The sequence below is a fragment of the Streptococcus oralis genome (genome assembly GCF_003944215.1).
GTDB lineage: Bacteria > Bacillota > Bacilli > Lactobacillales > Streptococcaceae > Streptococcus > Streptococcus oralis_BI.
On the sequence record NZ_RJVZ01000003.1, the window covers coordinates 1 to 21853 of the forward strand.

The 21853-nt window shown below is 35.4% G+C and carries 17 protein-coding genes; 1 reads left to right on the forward strand and 16 read right to left on the reverse strand.

Annotated features, from left to right (window positions below):
- The 15 genes from D8804_RS02065 to D8804_RS02135 all read right to left on the reverse strand — a co-directional run.
- On the reverse strand, positions 1 to 1074 hold a 1074-nt coding region (locus D8804_RS02065; protein ID WP_260472319.1), incomplete at its 3' end, for a cysteine peptidase family C39 domain-containing protein.
- A 12-nt stretch (positions 1075 to 1086) separates the two neighbouring features.
- Positions 1087 to 4041 (reverse strand): type 2 lanthipeptide synthetase LanM, encoded by a 2955-nt coding sequence (gene lanM / locus D8804_RS02070; protein ID WP_125398662.1) that lies wholly within the window; start codon positions 4039 to 4041, stop codon positions 1087 to 1089.
- 111 nt (positions 4042 to 4152) lie between these two features.
- Positions 4153 to 4749, reverse strand: a complete 597-nt coding sequence (locus D8804_RS02075; RefSeq protein ID WP_048791724.1) for a response regulator transcription factor — start codon at positions 4747 to 4749, stop codon at positions 4153 to 4155.
- The gene (locus D8804_RS10170; protein ID WP_239682820.1) at positions 4730 to 5458 is read right to left on the reverse strand and encodes a sensor histidine kinase; all 729 of its coding nucleotides are present in this window, start codon (positions 5456 to 5458) and stop codon (positions 4730 to 4732) included. Before D8804_RS10170 ends, D8804_RS02075 begins: the two co-directional genes overlap by 20 nt.
- A gap of 926 nt (positions 5459 to 6384) precedes the next feature.
- Positions 6385 to 8400 carry an FtsX-like permease family protein gene (locus tag D8804_RS02085; RefSeq protein ID WP_048791726.1) on the reverse strand — a complete coding sequence of 672 codons (2016 nt, stop codon included), beginning with the start codon at positions 8398 to 8400 and terminating at the stop codon, positions 6385 to 6387.
- Positions 8401 to 8412: 12 nt separating this feature from the next.
- Positions 8413 to 9147 (reverse strand): ABC transporter ATP-binding protein, encoded by a 735-nt coding sequence (locus D8804_RS02090; protein ID WP_048791727.1) that lies wholly within the window; start codon positions 9145 to 9147, stop codon positions 8413 to 8415.
- Positions 9148 to 9416: 269 nt separating this feature from the next.
- Positions 9417 to 9593 carry a salivaricin M family lantibiotic gene (gene slmA / locus D8804_RS02095; protein WP_025172692.1) on the reverse strand — a complete coding sequence of 59 codons (177 nt, stop codon included), beginning with the start codon at positions 9591 to 9593 and terminating at the stop codon, positions 9417 to 9419.
- Between the two features lie 86 nt (positions 9594 to 9679).
- Entirely contained in the window at positions 9680 to 9862 is a 183-nt protein-coding gene (gene slmA / locus D8804_RS10175; protein ID WP_023396278.1) for a salivaricin M family lantibiotic, read from the reverse strand.
- Positions 9863 to 10024: 162 nt separating this feature from the next.
- Entirely contained in the window at positions 10025 to 10207 is a 183-nt protein-coding gene (slmA, locus tag D8804_RS02105) for a salivaricin M family lantibiotic (protein WP_125398663.1), read from the reverse strand.
- A gap of 157 nt (positions 10208 to 10364) precedes the next feature.
- Entirely contained in the window at positions 10365 to 10547 is a 183-nt protein-coding gene (gene slmA, locus D8804_RS02110) for a salivaricin M family lantibiotic (RefSeq protein WP_016397469.1), read from the reverse strand.
- 154 nt (positions 10548 to 10701) lie between these two features.
- The gene (locus D8804_RS02115) at positions 10702 to 11001 is read right to left on the reverse strand and encodes a DUF5966 family protein (protein ID WP_048791728.1); all 300 of its coding nucleotides are present in this window, start codon (positions 10999 to 11001) and stop codon (positions 10702 to 10704) included.
- 13 nt (positions 11002 to 11014) lie between these two features.
- Complete coding sequence (locus tag D8804_RS02120; protein WP_048791729.1) at positions 11015 to 11299, reverse strand: DUF5962 family protein; 285 nt, start codon at positions 11297 to 11299, stop codon at positions 11015 to 11017.
- A gap of 74 nt (positions 11300 to 11373) precedes the next feature.
- Complete coding sequence (locus D8804_RS02125; RefSeq protein WP_185774016.1) at positions 11374 to 17616, reverse strand: DEAD/DEAH box helicase family protein; 6243 nt, start codon at positions 17614 to 17616, stop codon at positions 11374 to 11376.
- A 47-nt stretch (positions 17617 to 17663) separates the two neighbouring features.
- Entirely contained in the window at positions 17664 to 18074 is a 411-nt protein-coding gene (locus tag D8804_RS02130; RefSeq protein ID WP_048791731.1) for a thrombospondin type 3 repeat-containing protein, read from the reverse strand.
- Between the two features lie 151 nt (positions 18075 to 18225).
- The gene (locus tag D8804_RS02135; RefSeq protein WP_048791732.1) at positions 18226 to 18792 is read right to left on the reverse strand and encodes a PBECR4 domain-containing protein; all 567 of its coding nucleotides are present in this window, start codon (positions 18790 to 18792) and stop codon (positions 18226 to 18228) included.
- 18 nt (positions 18793 to 18810) lie between these two features.
- Here D8804_RS02135 and D8804_RS10060 point away from each other — a divergent pair, with 18 nt between their 5' ends.
- Positions 18811 to 18999, forward strand: a complete 189-nt coding sequence (locus tag D8804_RS10060) for a hypothetical protein (protein ID WP_071788347.1) — start codon at positions 18811 to 18813, stop codon at positions 18997 to 18999.
- A 30-nt stretch (positions 19000 to 19029) separates the two neighbouring features.
- Here D8804_RS10060 and D8804_RS02145 read toward each other — a convergent pair whose 3' ends face one another.
- A complete protein-coding gene (locus D8804_RS02145) occupies positions 19030 to 21843 on the reverse strand; it encodes a phage tail tip lysozyme (protein WP_048791733.1) in 2814 nt (937 codons plus the stop codon).
- Positions 21844 to 21853: the final 10 nt, after the last annotated feature.

Below are 21853 nucleotides of genomic sequence, written 5' to 3' on the forward strand. Positions count from 1 at the left end.
CGTTCGAACTTCAAATCCTTCCATTTTTATTCCCATCATAGAATAAATCATTTCGATTTGTTTATTTTGGAGATCATTCTGAGCTATCACAAAAGATTTACTTTTTTGTTCCAAATTTTTTCTAGTCAATAGAAGCAACAACAAATTTACTACCACTAACATAAGAGCGATAATCGCCACGAAAAAATCAATATATAGAAAGTAAAACAAAATACAAATTACAAAACCAATATCTAATATTCCTAGTACAACCTGATTTGTAAATAATTGCCGAATTCTACCCAAACCATTTATAGAATAAATTAAATCACCACTACTTCTAGTAGAGAAAAATTTATATGGTAATTGAAACAAACGACCAATTACACTATTATTCAGTCTTTTATCTATATCGTTTGTCAGATTAATAGAAAGATATCTCTGACCGAGCATTATAATAAAGTATAGTAATGTAAAAATAATAAAATTGAGCGCTAAAATTGCTGGATTAAACTGATTGCCACCTGTGGCTTGATTTAATAGCTGTTGCGTCCATATAGGCAGAATAAAGCTAACCGCATAACTTACAAAAGTTAGAAATAACAGAGGTACAAAATAATGCCAAGATTGCCAAAGTTGCGCATAAATCTCTCCGTAATTCTCTTTTGATTTTTGTTTTATTACTCTATCACTACTAGAAATACTAATTAAAAATTCTGAGAAACCGGCTGAGAACTCATTTAAATCATATCTTAGTTTTCCGAGTTCAGGATCAATTACCCAAACAAATTTAGAAGTTACTTTTTCTACAACAACAAAATGCTTACTCTCCCACAATGCAATGGCTGGAACTTTTATCTGTTTATATACATCTGGTCTATCTTTTGGAAAACGGAATGATTTCACTTTAAATCCCATATTTTCTAACAGTTCAATTAAATTTTGAAAACTAGTTCCATCCCTCCCTGTTTCTTTTAGATTTCTCAGATCTTTAACGGAAATTTCGTGATTATAATAACTTGACACCATCGCAACACAGCATAATCCACACTCTGTTTTTTGGTGTTGTTCGATAAACGGGATGTTTCTTTTCATATCTAACCCCCATTAATTTAAAAGTAGTATATCATTTAATCTAGTCCTACTTTTTCTATCATTAGCCATCAATATTCCCATTTCTCCTGTCAAAATCCCCCAATCATCACATTCATAAGTTTCTTTATCCCAAAGATATGAGATACTTTCAGTAGCTATTCTATTTTCTATATCAACAGAATAGCCTAAAATAGAATCTAAAATGACTAGGTTCCCGATACTTCCATGACAGATTGAATTATCTAAAGTAGGATCTTGATTTAAAATTTTATTGGAATAATCTTGAACTTCGGTCTTTAAAAATTTGTCAGGAAATTCATTAGTTTCTAAATAGTTCTTAGCATTAACGATTCCCACAATACCATTACACCATGAATAATACTTGGCATTTTTTCTTAAAGGAAAACCTTTTTTTCCACATAGTAACGAACGCTCTTTGTCAAGATATTCTTTTATACAAGAAATAATGGAAGTTTTTACATCAGATTTGCATGTGTTAGATAAAGAATATCTATAAAGTTGCGTAATAATGCCATAATTACCATGAGCATATCCAGGATCATTTTCAATCCAAAAGCCATCTTTTTTATATTTTTCTAGTATTTTTTGAACTATACCTTCAGACAAATTCTGAGTCAACTCAGTTACCCGAGAACTATCGAGCATTGTTTTCTGGATTTTTATCAGTACTCCTAAAATTCCTGCTAAACCACCTATTATATCTAAATTATCAATATTTCGTAGATGTCTAAATGTTGATGACAATGTTTCATATATAATCTCTTCGATATCTTCATCAAATAGAGTACCTTCTCCTCTCAACACACACAATGTATATAAGTATCCATATACACCAGTAAAAGCACCTAACTGGTGTACAGGGAAATTCCCTTGTAATTCTTTTATATAGTTATTGGTATAATTGATAACCCCAGGTAAAAGCGTCCGTAATCTAGTATCATCTATGCTTGTTATCCCCAAAATCATACCAGAAGTTCCACTGTATAGACTACAATCCATTGGATATATCTCATAGCTTTTATTCATAGCCACCATCGCTAACCAACTAGTCTCATTATTAAATTTAAATTTAGCTGATGAAATCCGATTGATTATTTTTGAAGTAATAGTTTCAGTATTCATGTGTTCTTCAGATACTCTAGATTTCTTTGGAAATAACTCGCTCCCCATAAAAGCCATATTTATAATTCGTTTTTGTCTGAGTAAATTATCATCTGATAAACTAGTTATTCTATTTAAAACCTTATTAACGATACTATGTCCGTCTAAAGCACAAATATATCGACCTAGTCCATTATGAATTTCATTGCTACTTGTATTCGCATAAAATATTGGAACATCACCTTTTCTAAGCTGGCAAACCTCATCTTTCATCATAACATTATCAAAAAGATTAGCAACATCACCATATTCAAATAAACGAAGCAAATACATTTCAAAATCATATTTATTTTTTAACAATTCTGGGTGATGGCTTGTTTCAAGAAATTGTACATAAATATTGGTATTTCGATAAATATATCTCGTCTCACAATTTTCAAAATATTTAACGATCATCCTAGAAACTATATTTCTATTTTGTAAAACAATTTTGTAAATAGTTTCAAATCCTCTTTGAACTTCGTTGAGGTAACTAGAACACGATACGTTTTTTCCTTTATATCTTACTGTGCTAGGGAAATCCCCGACTATTTTAAATACTTTTTCAATTCTAATTTCATCAGTCCCAACATTAGCCAGTTGATGGGATAAATAAGGTGATTCTCGCCTTTCACCTGAATTTAATGCTCCAATTTCCATTCCTTTGTCATTATTTACTGAATAAAGGTTCATTGGTAATATTCCCACACTATAAACTGAGTTAGTTACAAAATTATAAATATTTTGTGCATTTGAAGTGATATTTACAGGCTCACTGAAATGCAATATCGTCTCATTATCAATAAGATAAGGATGTTCTTGACAAGCTAAAATGTTTTCACCATGATAATCTTTAGCACCAAAAATATGTAAAAATGCTAAAAGTTTTCCCATATTTGTATAATAAGCTTCTACCTCCTGAAGTGAATTGCATTCTTTCTCTTCTATAAACTCTACAAAGCTATAAGAATCTTTACTCAGTGTTTTAGGGACGAATAATAATTCTGAAAGTCCAAAACGATGAGCAAATTCTTTAGAGAATAAGTTTAAATTAACATCGATAAACATATTTCTTGGTTTGTAAACTAGCTTTTTCTTAGTATTTAATTTAAGAATACAAACACTCTTACCATTAGAGTGAGTATCGCCAGCATTAAAATCAATACTCGATAATTTTAAATTCTTATAATTAAAATAACTTTCTAGGTCAATTAGGTTCTCTTCAAAATGGAGAATAATTTGTTCAATATAGTCTAAGACGTTAGAAATCTTCTTATCTAATAACTCAAACAAGACGGGATACTTTTTATAAAACTCCAATATATAATCTCTGTCCTTTAATAAAGTATTGATAAAATAATTGTATCTATTTTTACTATCTTCACCTTCTAAACGAGACGCTCTCCTTAAATCATTAATCTCTAAGACAACCGTTCTATAGCTCATATTCATACAAATTTCAAAAAATACTGATTCAATATCTAGAATAAATTCATTTGTATTGGTTATACATTGCGTTTTATTTAAAAAGCTAGATAATCGCTCTAAGTATTTAAAACAAATTGGTTTAAATAAATCTAGCCAATGAATACTTACTCTGAGCTTTTCCTGAGGGTTATATTCATCATATAAGATTGTTCCTAACTCTCGCTCAATATAATCTTTTCCACACTGCTCGTACTGAAGAAATTTTTCTTCCCAATCTTGTAGACTATCTCCAGAGGTAGTCTTTAAAAATTCATCTAACTGCTCATCATCTTCGATATTATTAAATAAACTTAACCATTTTTCAGATACAATAGACATAATGATCTCCTCCTTAATTACTAATAGATTATCAAATTTACCGTTTATTAGAATGAGTAATATGTGCAATTTTTGTAAATAAATTAAAAAAGCTGCATCTTCTGCAACTTTTTAATCTGGTGGAAAATAGCCCAACTGCTCAGCTATGTGAATCGCCTCCTGCCTGTTAGTCACTCCCAATTTTGAAAAGATATTGGCCAAGTGATTGGAAACTGTACGTTTACTCACATAGACCTTGTCACAGACATCATCAATGGTCAAGCCATTTCTAACCAGCTCTAGTATCTCGATTTCTCGTGGTGTTAGCACCTCTACCATCACTTCATCTGAAAAGACCTTACCACCTAGATAAATCTTTTCCAATTTTTTAACCAACTCATCTGGGTTCATACTTTTGTCCAGAAATCCATAAGCTCCCATAGCTTTAGCTCGGTGTTCATACATTTTTTTACTGTAACCTGTCAAAATCACAACCTTACTAGAACAACCATTGTCGATAATCTCTTGTGCCAAGGTCAGCCCATCATCTTGATACAGACTCGTCAGGTTGATGTCAATCAAAATAATGTCGTAGTCATTAAAAGCAATCTCCGAAATAGTCGAAAAATTATCCACTAACTGGACCTTTTTAATGTTTTCCGATAACTCTAAAATCATCTTGATACTTTGACTAAATAATTTATGATCATCAATTAACAAAATTCTCATAACACAACTCCTTATCAATCGGGAGAGTAATTTCTACACGAAATCTCTTATTATTTTCAAAAATCTGCATCTGTCCACCTAAAACACTAATTTTATTAAACATATTTTTCAAGCCATAACCTAAGGATTTTTCTGTTTGAAGGCAGTCATTTTCAGAAATTATAAAAATAGCGTCATCATGCACATCAATCTTCAAAGAAATCGTTCCACCACTAGCGTACTTAACGGCATTGGTCGCCAATTCCTCAACCAGACGATAGACAATTTTATCGTAAGGAGATAAAAGCCTAAAGTGGACAGGAAACTGTGTGACGACTTCATTTTCTGCGTGATAGCGCTTGACAATTCGATTAATCAGCCCTTGATACTGGATGTCTAACTGCTCGTCTGTTTCTACCATTGGCTGATAATAATCCATCCGCTCACGAATCCGCTGAACCAACTCCTCTGTCACCAGATTGATCTGTTCACCAAAAACTTGATTGCTACTATATTTATTGAAATTTTTTATTGCAATCACATTTTGCAGGATTTCATTGTGAAGAAATTCGGAGAACTGTTGTTCTGTGTCTTCATTTGCCAGCAGATTTTTCACCATACGGTTACGCTTTAAAAAGAGAACTTTTACATAATCCCTAGCATCTAGCATTTCAGCAGAACGAAAGAGGCGAATCAATTCTTCCGAACAAATCCCGAACAATAGTAACATGATATTCAAGACCAAAAAGCTCGTGTTTAAATCTAGACGAAAGATGATGAAAATACCTACTAACAAAAACATAACTAGTAAAAATAAGTGTGAAAAAGCTTTTATATAGGACAATTTTAACTCTGATACCTTTTTTTGAAGAGAGCTGATAATAGTTTTGAAGTGTAAAAAAACTAAGATGCCAACAATTTCCAGATACCAGGCTAGGTTCATCACTCCTGAGCCCGTCGTATTGATATACAAAAAGAAATAAGAAAGAGGCAATATTAAAGCTAATATCCACAAATTTCGTCTCTGATACTTGAGTTTACTTTTCAACTCTTCATGATATAAAATAAATAAAATCAAGGGAACAAGGTTTAAAAAGAAAGACGCAAACAAGGACAGAAAGAGAAAAATTGAAGGACTTAACAGATACGAACTAACGGTGATTAGTGTCAACACAAAGGACACACTCATCAGTTCTTCTCCTATTTTCTCTCCCAGAAAGAGAATAGACAGAGAACTATACACCAATAAAAAAGAGTTGAGCGGATGAAGGATATCAAAAAAGTGCAACAGGGTGCTCGTAACTCCTTGATTAAATATGGATTGCCAGCTAATGAGAAACATCATCAGGAGCAACCAGAGTTTCAACTCACTATAACGAAAGGTCACAATATTACAAATATAACTAAATGCAATTAAAGCAATAATCAGCAATAAAACCATCTGTAAGGAAAAATCTGTCGAAAAGTCCAGAGGAACCCTATAATAAATATAAATCATCAAAGTTAGATGATTAAAAATCGTCAACCACCACAATAAAAGTGAGTTTTTCGAGATCAATTTAACAAACTGTTTCATATGTATCCACTTCCTGAACTACTTTAATATCATTATAACACAATACCAGAATTGTCGGATAAGCAACTCTGGTATTTGACTTAATTTTCAATAATTTGCCAACTTACTCTGTAAGTCACTAGCAGGTAAAGGACAAAGAGTAAAACCGCTACTCCCAGATAGGTGATATCAATAGAAATGCTGGTATTAGCGAAATTCTCAAAATAGCCCAAAAGAGCTGTACTCAAGGCAAGTGCTAGCGGACCTGCGATAACCAGCGGAACCAAGAAATAACTTAGAATCTGTTGCAAAAGAATAGAGCGATTTTGCTTTCTCTTATTCCCAAGAAGGTATAAGATTTGATAATCATTGACACTATCCAAAGAACTTGTAGAAGTTTGAAGTGACAAGATACTGAGGGAAATAATGATAAAAATAACACTGACAAAAATCATGACAAAGACGATGACGCCCATAAATCCAAGATAAATCTCAAAAATTCTTCCTTTCGTTTGATAGGTGAACGGATTCAACTCTGTACCATCACGAGTGAAGTAGTATTTTTCAATCCACTGACTCAAGAATGTTTCTACTTTCCGCTTGTCAATATTTTCTTTGAAATTGGCAACATAGGTCATGTGGTCTTCCGTCAGTCCAATTACTACCTTATCGGGTACAATCAAGGTTCCTGTGTCATTTGTACCTACTGAAGATAAAAAGTAAACTGTTTCAAGTGGCTTGGAAGATGCAAGATTGAGAGAATGACCATTAATCGTGAGGTTTTTGGTCGTTGATAGAAAGTCCTGAATCTGCTTGGCAGTTCCTTTATAGTTGGCATTGACCAGAAATTGGTTATCTGCCAAGTCAACCGCTTTTTTCCCTTGCAGTTTGCGGAGATGATTGTAGGCAGAAATTCCTAAAATCGGTACTTTTGATTCAGGAAGTTCCTTATCATGCGCCCAAAGATTGCTAGTATCAATCAAATCTTTATAGGTTAAATCACTAGAATAGATAGGATAGCTGTACTCCTCTTTGATGAGGTTAAAGTCAAATCCATCTGCTTTCAATCTGTCTTTTACAGATTCCTGAGAAAACTGGAACTCTTGACCACGATAAAGATTGACAGATACGTCATAAGGTGAGTATTTGTTCAGCTCTCGGTTCATAGTCGTATAGGCACTACCACTAAAAACTAGTAAGCTGAGAGCCAGTGTCAAGGTCAAGGATAAGACAGCCAACGTGACCGAATTACTGTCAGCTTGTTTTGAAAATTGACGAATTTTAAAACTGTTTAGTCTGTTATAGTAGGTTTGAGGCAGTTTTCTAAGGGAAACCAAGATAAAATGGCTCAAGGTATTGTAAAATAAAATCACAAAAATCACGAAGACAGATACAAGTAAGATACCCCAGCTTTTCAAGAGTGATAGATGGTGATAGTCTGAAAAATAGAGAGCACCAAAACCGATAACAGCTGTCGAAAGAATAAAGAGAAGTGCTTGAAGAACTGGCTTGCCTTTTGCCAAGACAGATTTCTTGACCCCATTTTCTTGAATGAGTGCAATGATATTTTGCTTTCTAAAGGTAAGAATGTCCATGACACCAACAATAAAACTAGTTACCAAATAGGAATAAACTAGTAAGATGATAGACTTTATATCAAAGAAAACCAAATTACCAAAGTAATTCGCCATGAAAAACTCAGAAGCCACCTTAGCTAGAACAACCAACAAGACCAGCCCAAGCAAGAAACCTAGAATCAAGGAAAAGATATTGACCAGCATGGTTTCAAAGAACAGGGTACGGATAATCTGCTTCTTCTTCATTCCCAGCGTTGCATAAAGTCCCAGCTCTTTCTTGCGCCGTCCCAGGACAAAGTTTGTAGAATAAACGACGAGAAAGGCAATCGCCGATAGAATCAGATAGGAAAGCAAGCCCATGTACTGGCTCATCACCGTCGTTAACATTTCCTTTGCTCCTGATAAACTTTGCATCACTGGATGGCTTGGTAAAGCATTAAAAGCGTAGAGCAAGCTATAAATCAAGGTCAGACTGAAAAAATAGATGGTATAGGTCTGTAAATTTCGAAATACATTTCGTAAAATCAATTTTGGATACATACTCTCCTCCTCCTATCTGGTACGGCTGTAAATCTCTTGCAAATACTGTTCATTAGATAAGCTGTTACGTTCCAAATCATCCATAATCTTTCCATCGCTAAGTAGCACCATCCGTGAAGAGTACTTGGCTGCGGCAGGGTCATGCGTAACCAGTAAAATGGTAATACCAAAACTTTTATTGATTTCCTGCAAAAGTGCCATCAGTTTTTCAGAATTGGCAGAGTCCAAGGCTCCTGTCGGCTCATCTGCGATGATCAGTTTAGAATCATCAATCAAGGCTCTAGCAGTTGCCACACGTTGTCGTTGACCACCTGATAACTGATTAGGAAACTTATCTTTTAAGTTTTGGATGGCCAACTTATCCAAAATTTCCTCAATCTTATCCTGATGTTTTTTGATATTTTTCCCCTGAATTTGAAGAGGTAAAACGATATTTTCATAGACCGTCAAGGTTTCCACCAAGTTGTAAGCTTGGAAAATATAGGAAATGTTTTTAGCACGATAGTCAGCTAGTTCATTTTCCTTGGCATGGATGATGTCAAAATCTTCAAATCGAATCTCACCTGATGTTGGTTTATCAATCGTTGAAATACAGTTGAGGAGTGTTGTTTTTCCACTACCACTGGCCCCCATAATTGCCAGAAATTCACCTTTTTCAACGGACAAGTTCACATCTGATAAAGCATGAACGATATTATCCCCTTGACCAAATGTTTTCGTTAATGCTGTCACGATAAGCTGTTTCATCATTTCATTCCTCCGTTTCTTTTTTACACTCTCATTATACGGTTTCTTTCAAGGTTTGCCATGAGTATTTTGTGCAATATATTTACGCTATAAAAAAAGCCGATACTTTTTAGGTATCGGTCGATATTGATTATTTTCGATTGTTTCTTTTTTTCATAAAGTAAACAATCCCTATGACAATAACTCCTAAGACCACTACAGGTGCATAGAAGTCTAGTGTTCCAATAATTCCTTCCATTTTATCCTCCTCTCAAAGAATGGAGGTAGTTTTATCCACAGCGCACGTTTGGCGAAGTACATTCATAAGAATATGTAAACCACCAACCACAGCGACCCTGTACTGTTAATCTAACAGCCGTACGCCACCCTGCAGCAGATTTACCATTCAACTCTTGGCTATTAATTTCATAATCCAAAGAATCGATCTCAAAGTTGTCTTGTTTCATTTGTATTTCTCCTTGTAAATATAACACTAAATCAAAGTGTTGTCAATGTTTTGTAATAAAATACTAGAATTTACCTTTTGTTTTATCTAACAACGAACATTATTTGTCGTACACTCATAGGAACAGGTGAAACACAATCCACAGCGACCTGCTAGTGTCATTTTAAAAGCTGTGTACCACCAGCCAGATCCTGAGGTACCATTGAGTTCCTGATTGTCAATTTCAAATTCAAGCGTATCAATCTCAGTATTTACTTTTTTACTTTTCATAATTTTACTCCGTAAATTTCTTTCGTTCCGTTTATATTTTCCATAAACCTTGTATATAGTCCTTCAGTCTACTCTCAAACCAAAGGACTATAACAAGTTTCAAATTGAAAAATGAATCCTATAGAAACAAATCTACATCAAACTTTTTAGTAGTGAGAAAAACTAGCCACACTTCACATTATTTGATGTACATTCATAAGATCCTGTAAACCAACATCCACAACGTCCTGCTAATGTAAGTTGAACAGCTGTAAACCAACCAGAACCTGATTTACCAGAAAGCTCTTGGTTTTTTACTTCAAAATCAAGTGTATCAATTTCTTTATGATTGTTATTTTTTCTCATTTTCTTCTACTCCTACTCACTATGGTTTAAACCTAGTTCTATACTCTCCAAAGAAAATGAAAATTTAAGTAAAAGAATCATTAAAAACAGTTTAATTTCTACAAAGTTATATTAACTTAAAATTTCATTTTCAAATTGATGAGTATCGAAATCTAGGCTATCCGCATTTCACATTATTCGTTGTGCATTCGAAAGAGCCTGTGAACCAGCGTCCACAACGTCCCGCCAATGTAAGTTGAACAGCTGTAAACCAACCAGAACCTGATTTACCGGAAAGTTCTTGGTTTTCAACCTCGAAACTTAGTGAATCAATCTCTGGACGACTTGTATTTTTAGGCATAAGGTTACCTCCTTCCTTCTTTTAGATGATCATCTTTACAGTAACTAGTATAAACTCTAGTATTGGCTAAGTAATGAGTAAATCGTGCAAGTTTCTTATTTTCGAGAAAAATTTTTATAGTGCCCAATTAAAAAGTAGCTGAACAATCTCTTGCTCAGCTACTTTTTAATCTTCTTGTCCAACTAATGATTTTCAAAACACCACATACAAGCAAGGCTAGATTAAATACCACATAAAATCCTGTAAAACTGATCAGACCATTCTGGGATAAATCTTCCATATAAAGGGTCGGTTCAGTAAAGAACAGATAAATTCCATAGACTTCTATGAAAATAAGAAAACTGACAAAACCAATAAGGAAAAGTCCACTTGCAATAAGAAAGAGTCTCCATAAAAGAATGAGAATTCCTCCTACTGCTAAAAAAATTACTGGGATAAGGAGTAAATCTTTCATGACTTTCTCCTTTCTAGTCAATCAACTGACGATAATGGGTGGCAAGAGAATAATCAAACTCTTCTAATTTTTGAACTAAGACCAAATACTCCTCTTTCTCATAATCTTCAAAGTCCTCGCCTCGATGATTCTGAAGAGCGATTTCCAATTGACTAGTGAGTTCTTGTTTAGAAAAACTGTAATCCCCTGTCACTTCCTCATAATGTTCCTTTAGCTCCTTGTAGGCTTGGTATTCTTCAGGTGTTTGAAATCCCTGTACCAAGGCCTCTTCCAATTGATAATAGGTATCTTCCATCATAATCGTCACCTCGTTTCTTTCTATCTTTATTTTACCGCGCTTTTCTTTTCTTGTCCGCTATTTATATATATTTTTTAATCCAATTCAAAAGAAAGTTGTTCTTGCTTTTCTTTTTCTTTTTCGTGGAATTGTCTTAAGGCCTGATCAATAATATCTAAATCCGTTTCTGTTTCAATCAATGGCGTGAGTACATTGTATTCGGCCTTTTTAGTTTGATAATCCTCTTCCTTTGGAAAATTTTTCTCAATTTCAACTTTAGCAGTAGTCCATTTATCCTTTAATTCATCCAATAAGTTCTGAGTTTTCACTTGGTCCTCTTTAATGTGATCAATCGTATGTTGGAGCCTTTGAATTGTCCCCAAAGGAGAATACAAATCTAAACTGACAGAATACAGATTTTCTCCTACAATCTTAACAGAGAAAGTTTCAGGAAGAGGTTGATTTGTTGGAAGACTAAGCATTTTAATGTCAAATCCTCGATAACTGGCTAGGGTACGAAATTCTTTGCTGTCTGATTGATTATGACGGATAAGACGGTGTAGGGATTCCCCTGCTTCAGCTCGTTGATCAAAAAATTGCTTGCCTACTGTCATAGAAAATGCTTGGTCTTTCGACATTTCAGACTGTTGAATGTCGCCTTCATACTTGCTTAATCGTTTCTCAAGAATGGGCATATTTTCTTCACAGTAGGAGATTGTATGACGATAGTGATCCTTGCTGCGTTGAAAGGCGCGTCTTTGATTTTCTAATAGGGTTAGATCATTCTCTAGTTCCATCTTATATTTGAGATAAGGATTACCTGTTGCTAGTGCCTTAAAATCAGAAGCTGTCATGGTCTGCTCATCAATGTCTTCTGCAGCACGAATCGGCTCCTTAGAAGTCATAATCTGCTTAATATAACGGAGTTTGTTCTCCTGAGTTGCCCATAGATAATTATCAAATGAACCTTTTGTAATGTAGTGGTAAATATCCACTTCCTTGTTTTCATTTCCCTGTCGGATAATACGTCCATTGCGTTGCTGAATGTCACTTGGTCTCCACGGTACATCCAGGTGATGAACTGCTTTCATCTTGCTCTGAACATTTAAACCTGTTCCTCCTTTTTCAGTTGAGGCAAGGAGAATCCGCACCTCTCCTGCATTAACCTTTCGAGATAAACTATTCTTCTTTTCATCACTATTGGCATCATGTACAAAGGCAATTTCTTTACTAGGGATTCCTCTATCAACTAATAAAGCCTTCATTTCAGAATAAACATCAAAGCCATTATCTTTTTTCTTAGGTGTGCCAATATCTGAAAAAATCATCTGAGTAGCCTTATTTTCCATTCCTTCACGATAAATTCTCTCAACATTATCCACTACCTGAAGCAGTTTATGATTGTCTGCTAGACTATAACTAGAGTCCAATAAACGCATATCAATTGCTAGTTTTCGTGCCTCACCCGTAATTTTTAACATGTTATCCTGGCTCGGATCAACTGTTCCACATTTGACCGAATCTGACCTCATAACCAATTCTTCTAAATAGAGTTTCTGATTTTCAGTTAACTCACTCTCAATAGGAATAATATGGGCTTCTGGGACAGGTAAATCCAACATATCTTGTGTTTGAATGTCGGCTGTTTCTTTATAGATTTTCATCAACTCAGGAAGATTGACAAATTTTTTAAATCGCTTCTTAGGTTGGTACTTATCCCCTGTAGGAGCTAATTCCATAGAGTTTTGAATTTCTCCAAAAGCACCTACCCAAGAGTCAAAATAATCAACTTGATAGCGTTTTAAGATATCTGGTTGAATGTAGTTCATCATAGTGTAGAGCTCACTAATAGAATTGGAAACTGGTGTTCCTGTCGCAAAGACAATGTTTTTAAAATCATGTTCTTCCTGAATCTGTCGAACCTTCATTTCCATATCCACATTCTTCTTAGACGTTGTATTGGTAATCCCTGCTACATTTCCAAGTCCAGTAATCGGACGTATATTTTTAAAGTGATGTGCTTCATCCACAAAAAGAAAATCAATTCCTAAGTTTTCAAAATCAATAAAGCTATCACGATTGAAGCGTTGGAGTTCTTCCAATTGTCTCTCTAAACCACTAATTGATTGTTCCGCTTCTTTAACGGTATACTTATTTTCAGAATGTGTTTTAATCTCTCGTAGTTCATTGAGTTTATCCTCAATATAGTTCATCTGTCTTTCCTTACTGACAGGGATTTTTTCAAATTGAGAATCCCCAATGACAATGGCATCGTAATCTCCTGTAATAATACGTGACACAAATTGTTTTCTTCTCGCCTTCACAAAATCTTTCTTAGTGGTCACAAAGACCTTTTTAGTAGGGAAAAATTTCATGATTTCTTGACCAAATTGAGCAGACAAACTAGAGGGCACTACATACAAGGGCTTATGAACCATCCCCAACTCCCTTAATTTAAACCCAGCACCAAGCATGGTCAAGGTCTTTCCTGAACCTACCTCGTGAGCTAATAAGGCTCTTTTTTCTTCTACGATTCTTTGAATGGCATTCTCTTGGTGAGGACGAAGACTAATGTTTTGAGCCAAGCCATCAATAACTAAATGGCTACCGTCATACTCTCGACTAACCGTTCGATTATAAAGACGATTGTAGCTTTCCTCAATGATTTGTTGGACTTCTGGATACCGTGAGACAAATTCTTGAAAGAGCTCTTGTAAATGCTGCTCTTTTGCTCTTAGAACAGAGGTTTTTTCCAAATCTGTGATAGTCTTTTTCTTTTCCCCTTCCGTAACAGTCATAGTAATCGTCGGTTGGTTCGAATTAAGTAAATTCTCAAAGATCTTTCTTCCTGTATCATAACGTGACCCGCTAACTCCAAGACTACTATCTTTGGCACTTGGATATTGATAAGCAAATGATGTCCTTAAGTGAACCTGGCCATCGACAGGATTCACTTCAATGACTTGTTCAACATCTGGCGAAGACAATTCAAATTCATGATTGGTAAAACATTCAAAGGCAAATTTACCATAAACGGATTGAGGAATCCAACGTGAGCCTATATTAAACTCAATATCTGCCAGATGAATCCGTGGAGGACGGACAGATTCTAACAAATCTAAAGCATGGCTCCAATCACATTCTTGATTGTTTTCCTCTACTAACAGTTGAACTACTTCTATCTTATTGAGAATGTCTCCTGATAAAAACTGGTTCTTAGAAAGATATTTTCTTTCTCCTCTTAAATAGCTTTCTGGATCCATTAAAACCTGATCCCCTAACTCATCTAAAATAGCTGCTTGGCTATGTTCAGGGTAAATTGATACCATATAGTCTAAATCAACCCCTCTACCATCCGATAAACTGGAGTTTAAGGCATCTAAAGCCGTTGATACTCTTGTAATCACTCTCTCGGGCCTAACCAATGCTTTCTCAAAGGCTAAAGATTTTTTATATTTTACTTTCTGACTTTTAGAATCAATGTATTCATCTTCTAAACTAGCTAGTAAGGAATACTTATCGTCACTATCAAATAAGTTCCGATTAACGGAGGCATTCAAGTATCCAAATTGACTTACAAAATGGTCATAGTCACGATTGAGTTTACTAAGTAATACCTGAAAATCAGACCGACTATAATCTGGATGACGTTGAATTTCAATTAAGGCCTGATAGGTCTCTCTTAGATCAACCATTCCCCTAATGCGACTAATGTCCTTATCCGATAAGGGACTTTCATAAAAGACAGTCTTTTTGAACAGTCCCTTATATTTCCCTCTTTTGCTCGCTTCTTCTGACTTGTATACATCTAGTGCTTCCTCATCTGTCAAATGAAGTTGCACGAATCGATCTATTTTATGTTCAGACAAAGAACTGTCCCAGGCTTTAAATTCTCCCTTCTCGTCTACATAATAACTAATTTCGTCTACTTTTGAACATTTCCGAATGCCATGCGTATCTCGATAATAAATTTGATTTCCCTCATATCCAAAAGAATAGAGCGCTAAGTCCTCACGTATACGACTTGGGATAGAATTATCCACTTCTTCTTGGATAAATACAGGTGCTTTCAAAGAATTGTCAATTTGTTTATGTGCTTCCACATTCTCTAATGCTTTCATTATATCAGTAGATAATGTTTCTGATACCCCCTTAACATTGAGGGTTCCTCCATTAAAATTACGTACCTCATATTCACCCAAAACTTGTGTATTGTATTTCCCATCAAAATAAGGATTAATCCAGACACGCTTATCCTCCTCAAATGGAATAGAGCCACTAAAAACAAGTTCCTCCTCATTAAGATTCTTTGCTTGATCCTTTTGAAAGAAGAGGAGGTCTGTGGTTACTCGAGTACCTGCAATCTTTTTAAAAGCCGTATCCGGCAAACGTACTCCCCCTAAAAAATGAGTGTTGGTTTTAATCTCTTGTAAGACATTATCTGTCCGCTTATCCATTGTCCCGATAGATGAGATGATCGACACTTGTCCTCCGTCTCTTACTAAATCAAGTGAGTGTTTGACAAAGTAATCATGAATCATATAAGGTTTATCATAGTTTTTATCGGCAATGCGAAAATTTCCAAAAGGAACATTCGTTAAGACTAAATCAAAACTATTATTTTGATAGGGAACTTCCTCAAATCCTCGCACTTCAATATGGGTATTGGGGTGGAGTTGTTTTGCGATTGCGCCTGTCACACTGTCTAATTCAACCCCATAGAGTTCTGATTTCTCTCGTATACTTCTAGGCATAGCTGCAAAAAAATTTCCAGTCCCCATAGAAGGATCTAGTATCCTTCCTCCTTCAAAACCATCATCCAGTAATTTTTGCCAAATCTGGCGAATAATCATTGGGTCTGTATAATAGGCTGTGAGGGAACTTTGTTTCATGGTGGAGTATTCTGACTTACTTACTAAACTCTTGAGAGTTAAACGCTCTGATTCATACTTTGGATTGAGTTCATCAAAAAATTCATTGGCAAGACCACCCCATCCAACATACTTGGCTAGTAGTTCTTGTTCTTCTGGACTTGCTTGTCGTCCCTCTTTTTCTAATCTTTTAACAAGATCAATTGCGGCGATATTCGTTTCAATTTTTTCTCGATTTGTCTTAGGGTAAAAGTCCTCTAAATCATCTGGAAAAACAAAATCTTGAACGGGGACATCCGTCTCTTCCATATCTGAAATAAGCGTTTCTGTTTCCTTATCCTTATCTTTTTCCTTTTCATTTTCATTTTCATTTTCATTTTCTTCTTCCAGATAGGAAAACAAATCTATTTCCTGACTTTCACTTGATGAATCAATCTCAATCTCTGAATCTTCTTTTTCAAGTTCTACGAAAGACAATACTTGTTCAATCTCTTCCAAACTGTTCAAGTATAAGATAGGATTCTCTTCAAATAACTGGTTGGAATCATTGAATAACTCTAATCGAACTAAGTCATTTAAGTGTGCATTTTCAATCGAAACCAACTGAAATACTTGTCCTTTATAACTTACTTGTGAACCGATTGGATATTCCCTCAAAGCTTCTTCTACAATTTTATCGACATTAGAAAAGGAGTTAGTTTCTTCCGTTTCCTGCTCAATATCACTTGAAGGAGATAAAACTTCCTCTACTTGATTAGACTTTTCGCTTTTAGCTTTTACTTCATCAAAATGAGTAATTATCTTCAGCTTTTGTGTCAGTGGGAGTTGTGTGTAGTTTTCTTCATGATGGACAAGATCCGTAACGGTATCTAAAGTAGCCATCAATTCTGAACCTAAATAGGCTAGAACATCTCCCTCTTTTTCTTCAAAATGAATCTCAAGAACCTCTTTTTTTAGTTCTTTGGAATCAACCATTAGAAGAAACTCCTCTATATCTCTACTAATGCGGTCAGATAGATTATTCGCAACCCGATAGACATTGACTAAATTGACATCCTGATTCTGATGAAATACAAGCTCACTCAATGGTGTTAGCTTCTCTTTTTCAGATTGGATGTAAAATCGAGTGAAAAGATTATAGGTTGCGACTTCTAGCACCAAGTTTTTCTCAAAATTACTTAATTGAGATAATCTACTTAGACCTGCTTGTCCAAAATTTCTTGTGTAACTTTCTAAATCTTGGTCATTATTTTCAGAACTGGCCTCTAGGAAAGAAATAATATCTTGATGAAACGAATAGACATGAGGTATCTCTTCTATCTTGCCCTCTTCAGTCAAAAAACTCTCTACCAAATCCTGCCATTTCTTATCAAAATGTTGCGCTTGATAACGAAGAAATAAGTCCATTTTCTCTCTATCTTTTGGAATTGTTCCACGAAACATAGCCAATAATTGTATTACTTCCATACTCGCTCCTTTCATCTATACGAAAATAGGAGAATCACATGATTCCCCTACAACTCTATCTCCATTTCAACCTCTTGAGGACTGGTTTCTAAATCACTAGATAAAAGAGAAACGGCATCCGTTCTCATGTAGTATGTATATAAGTCTTCTAGGTCTTGTTGGTTTTCAATCCCTGTTTCAATACTAATCAGAGCCTGTATAAATTCCTTGTAGTGACTCTCCATCATATCTGAAATCTTTTGTTTCATTTCCATAAATACTGAGGACGGTTCAGTGATACTTGTTTGGCCTATGTCTTGTAAATCCTTTTCTAAGGGATTGGTTCCTTCTTCTATTTCCACTAAATCTGAACATCCATCACCATCAGAATCTGCGCTAAGAGGATTGGTTCCTAGCGCCAATTCTTGAGCATCAGTTAATCCATCTTGATCCGAATCACGTTGATAAATGGCTTCCATATACTTCCTTCTTTCCTAGTTAATCTTTTTTCACTCCAATCCTACCAAATAATCCTTGAAAGAAGTATCACAACAAAAAAAGAGAACGAGCCAAAACTGCGTTCTCCTTAAAATGATAAAAATATATTTTATGCCACAAAAGATATGTAAACTAATCTTTTAAATAATAAAAAAGTTCCGACGTTTGTAAATGTTTTGAGTAAATGGAAATTACTTTTTGACCTTTTGGAAATACTGTCTTTCTCTTCAAATCTAATAAAGACTGAGGAACAATTTTCCTAGATGTCTCTTTCAATGTTAATGCTAATATCTGTTTTCTTGTACGTAGAGCATAATCAAACTCCAAATACAAATAACGTCCTGAACCAGTTAGATGAACATGCTTTCCCAATAACTCCTCAATGGATCCTAAAACTTGTAACTTTTGCATCGTGGTTCCATCTTTTTTTATTTTCAACTCATCAATTATGACATGTCTTTTTAAACAATCGTCAAAGAAACAGCCTGCACCTTTTCTGTAATCAACACCACATAGGTGCATGAAATTAGTAGGTGAAAAATGAAGTTCAACACTTTCTATTTCAGTTTCATAATACATGATTTTGCCAACGAAGTGCTCTTTAAAAAAAGAAGCCGCAATTTGTAACTGAGTAAAAAAACGCTGAAGTTTTATTTTTTCGGTGTAATTTGGATTACGATAATCTCTAGAATTTGCCATATTTTCCTCACAAAAAAGGTGGTTTACAGAGTCTGTAAGCCACCTAGTCAGTCGGTTTATTCTGGTGTCTGCCACCGCTTGGCCCTTACGTCCAAGATTGCTATCGGATTTCGTTCTGGTGTCCGCCACCGCTTGGCCCTTATGTCCAAGATTACTATCAGATTGACCATGAGCCGACCACTCATCTACACTATTTATTTTACCTGAAAATGGCTAAAATTTCAAGTGTAAACTCTTCTATTTCGTAGTATAGGCAAAACTAATGGCGCTATCTGCTTGCGAGATTTTTCTAAAGGTATAGTTAGGATTGCCACCATAGTTTGTCTCAGACACAAGGAAAGAACCATCATCATATACTTTCTCGACAAAAGCCACATGACCGTAGATGGCTGGTGTGCCATGTGTACCTCCCACAAAAGAAACAATGGCACCTGCTCTTGGTCTAGAGCCAGTTTCCCCACCAAGACTTGAAGCTGTCGCAACCCAGTCCTGACCATTTCCCATGGTATTAATGATTGAAATCTTCTCTCCATTACTTCCTTTTAATTTTAAGCCTAATTGATTCATACGAGCCGCAACACCCCATGTACATTGTCCATAGGCATAGGCCATACCATCTCCACCACCAGGAACAGAATGCTCATACAAGTCCCCACGAACCCCTTCAAGGGATTGCGGGTCACTTTTTGCCTGTCCTCCATTTGTTTGGCTAAAGCCTTTTTCAATTTGGTAATACCATTCCGTTGCTCTGGTTTGTCTTTCCAGTAGTTTGTCACCAGAATTTCCCTCCCAATAGGTAAGGAAGTGTTGGGCCAGATTGGCTGCACTGCCCGTATTTCCAAAGAAATCCTTTAACCAACTTTGATAGTAAGGACTATCCCCGTGAAGCATAAAATCAAGTTGGAGGTCTAAATCATACCACTTCTTATTTTGGGTGCGTGCATAATTCAATAAAGCTGTATGACGTGTTGAACCATCTGCAGTATCCGTCCATTGCCCTAAACCCAAACCTCTATGAAGGATATTAGGATAAGCACCACTATAAATGGCTGGACCTCCAATTGCTAACCAGGTTTCATCATCCCATGAGGAATCGGTAGCGCCAACAGGAGGAGATAAATAATCTCCTTCAGCTCGTTTTGGATTAATAGAAGACTCTACAGACCAATTTCCTAAAATTGCCGCAATGGCTTGGGGACTTGCCCCTTGAGATTTTAAAAACTCATAAATATGTTTTGCTCGTTCAAACTCATCCCCACCAAACTGACCAATGGCAGGTAAGATAGTTGTCTGAAGTTGAATGACTTTTGGAAAATAAAATTGCGGATTGACATACACCAATTTTTCTTTCTTGTTTTTATACTTTTGATAAGAAACTTTCAAACCTGTATCGTCTGGTGTTTCACCAATAATATCACCCGTTAGGACTCTTCTCCCCTCAATCGCACGGCCATTATGAATAGAATACAAGGTCAATCGACTCTCATTCTCTCCTTTTCCGTTAGTGAGAATAACATTGTCGCCATCTAGAGATACAACTCCATCCATTGGTGCGACAATCGTTTGGTGAGCCTTCGCTTCTAGTAGAATGTACTCCTGAAGGGTAGGTTTTCCGTCTAAATCATAGTATCCATAACGATAAGTCATGGTTAGACTATCTTCGTTGCTTTTCCCCTCAAATGGATTGTCCAATTCCTGCATGGAAGCATACATACCCTCTTCTTTTAGTTCCTTTATTTCCTCTTGATCGTCTTTCGAGAGTTTATACTTAGGAGTTTCATAGAGGTCTTGCATGGATTTCAAATCTTCTCCATCGTTTAAATCATGCCACAAAGTAGATAGATAATCCTTGTAAGTTTCTGAACTAAACAAATGAACTGGTTTGTGTAACTCATAGTCATGGAATTTAAAGTTCATATACCCCATCACATCATCAATTTTTGTGTAATAGGTAATTCCTTTGTCATTTGTGCGAGTATGTTCTGCATCTTCCCAAGTTAGGTGGGTATAAGCTTTTGTTAATTCAAATTCATCTTGTTGAATCAAACTAGCAGATGAAAATCCTAAAAAGAAGCTCATTATAAGTAAAAGAAGAAAGACTATTCCTCCAACTATCCAGGTTACAGGATTTCCAGCCGCAAATGTAAAGAAGGAAAAGGCTGCTTTTAGTTTTTGATAGATATTTCGGACACTTGTAAGACCTTGTTTCTTTAATTTTCGAAACCGATTTTTAAAGGAACTTGGGTTATCTTTCGCTAGTTTCCATCCTTTTCCATCCTTAAAATGATGGTATCGCTCTTTTGTGTTGGTAAGTCTTTTCTTGGTAAAACGACCTGTTTCTTGTCCTGTTTTGACACTAGCTTTTCCAAGGTTATAAGAAAGCCGACTGTAGCGTTTTCCTTTTCTAATGGTCTCTTGTAGCGTGCGATAACCTTCTAAATCTTCATTTTCTGAAGCTAACTCTCCACCTTCACGGCCAAGGACATAAAGAAAAGTTTTGGCTTTCCTACTGACTTTTTTGGACTTATAGGCTTGTTTAGTAGATTTTAGATTCTCTTTTGCGGCCTTTACTTCTTTCTTAGATTTTAATTCTTCTAAACTCTTCCCTTGAAAGAAAAAATTAGATTTATGTTTCAATTCCTGACCGTAGAGAAATTTTTGATTGGTTTTTCTTTCTTTACGACTCTCTTTTCTTTCTTCTTTTGCTTGTACCTTGGCTCCTCTAAATTGCTCCTTGGCTATTTTCAATCGTTTCCTAGCATGAGGCAACCGTCTGTCTCTTAATTCTTTGCGATTCAAAAGAGATGGAGGACTATTTTGAAGAATATGGTTGTAGTCTTCATTTGCTTGTTTTACTCTCTCCTTTGAAGCTTCTCTCATCTCCTCTAGCTTCTGCTTCATCTCTTTTTTCCATGCTTTTTCATCCAGTACAGCGGAATCTTTTTTCTGTTTCTTCACCTCCTTCTTTCCTTGTTTCAAGAATTTCTTCTCATCTTTTAGACTTCTTCTAAATGCCTTTCGTGCACGTATGATTTCTCTTTTATCCTTCATTTTACTTCCC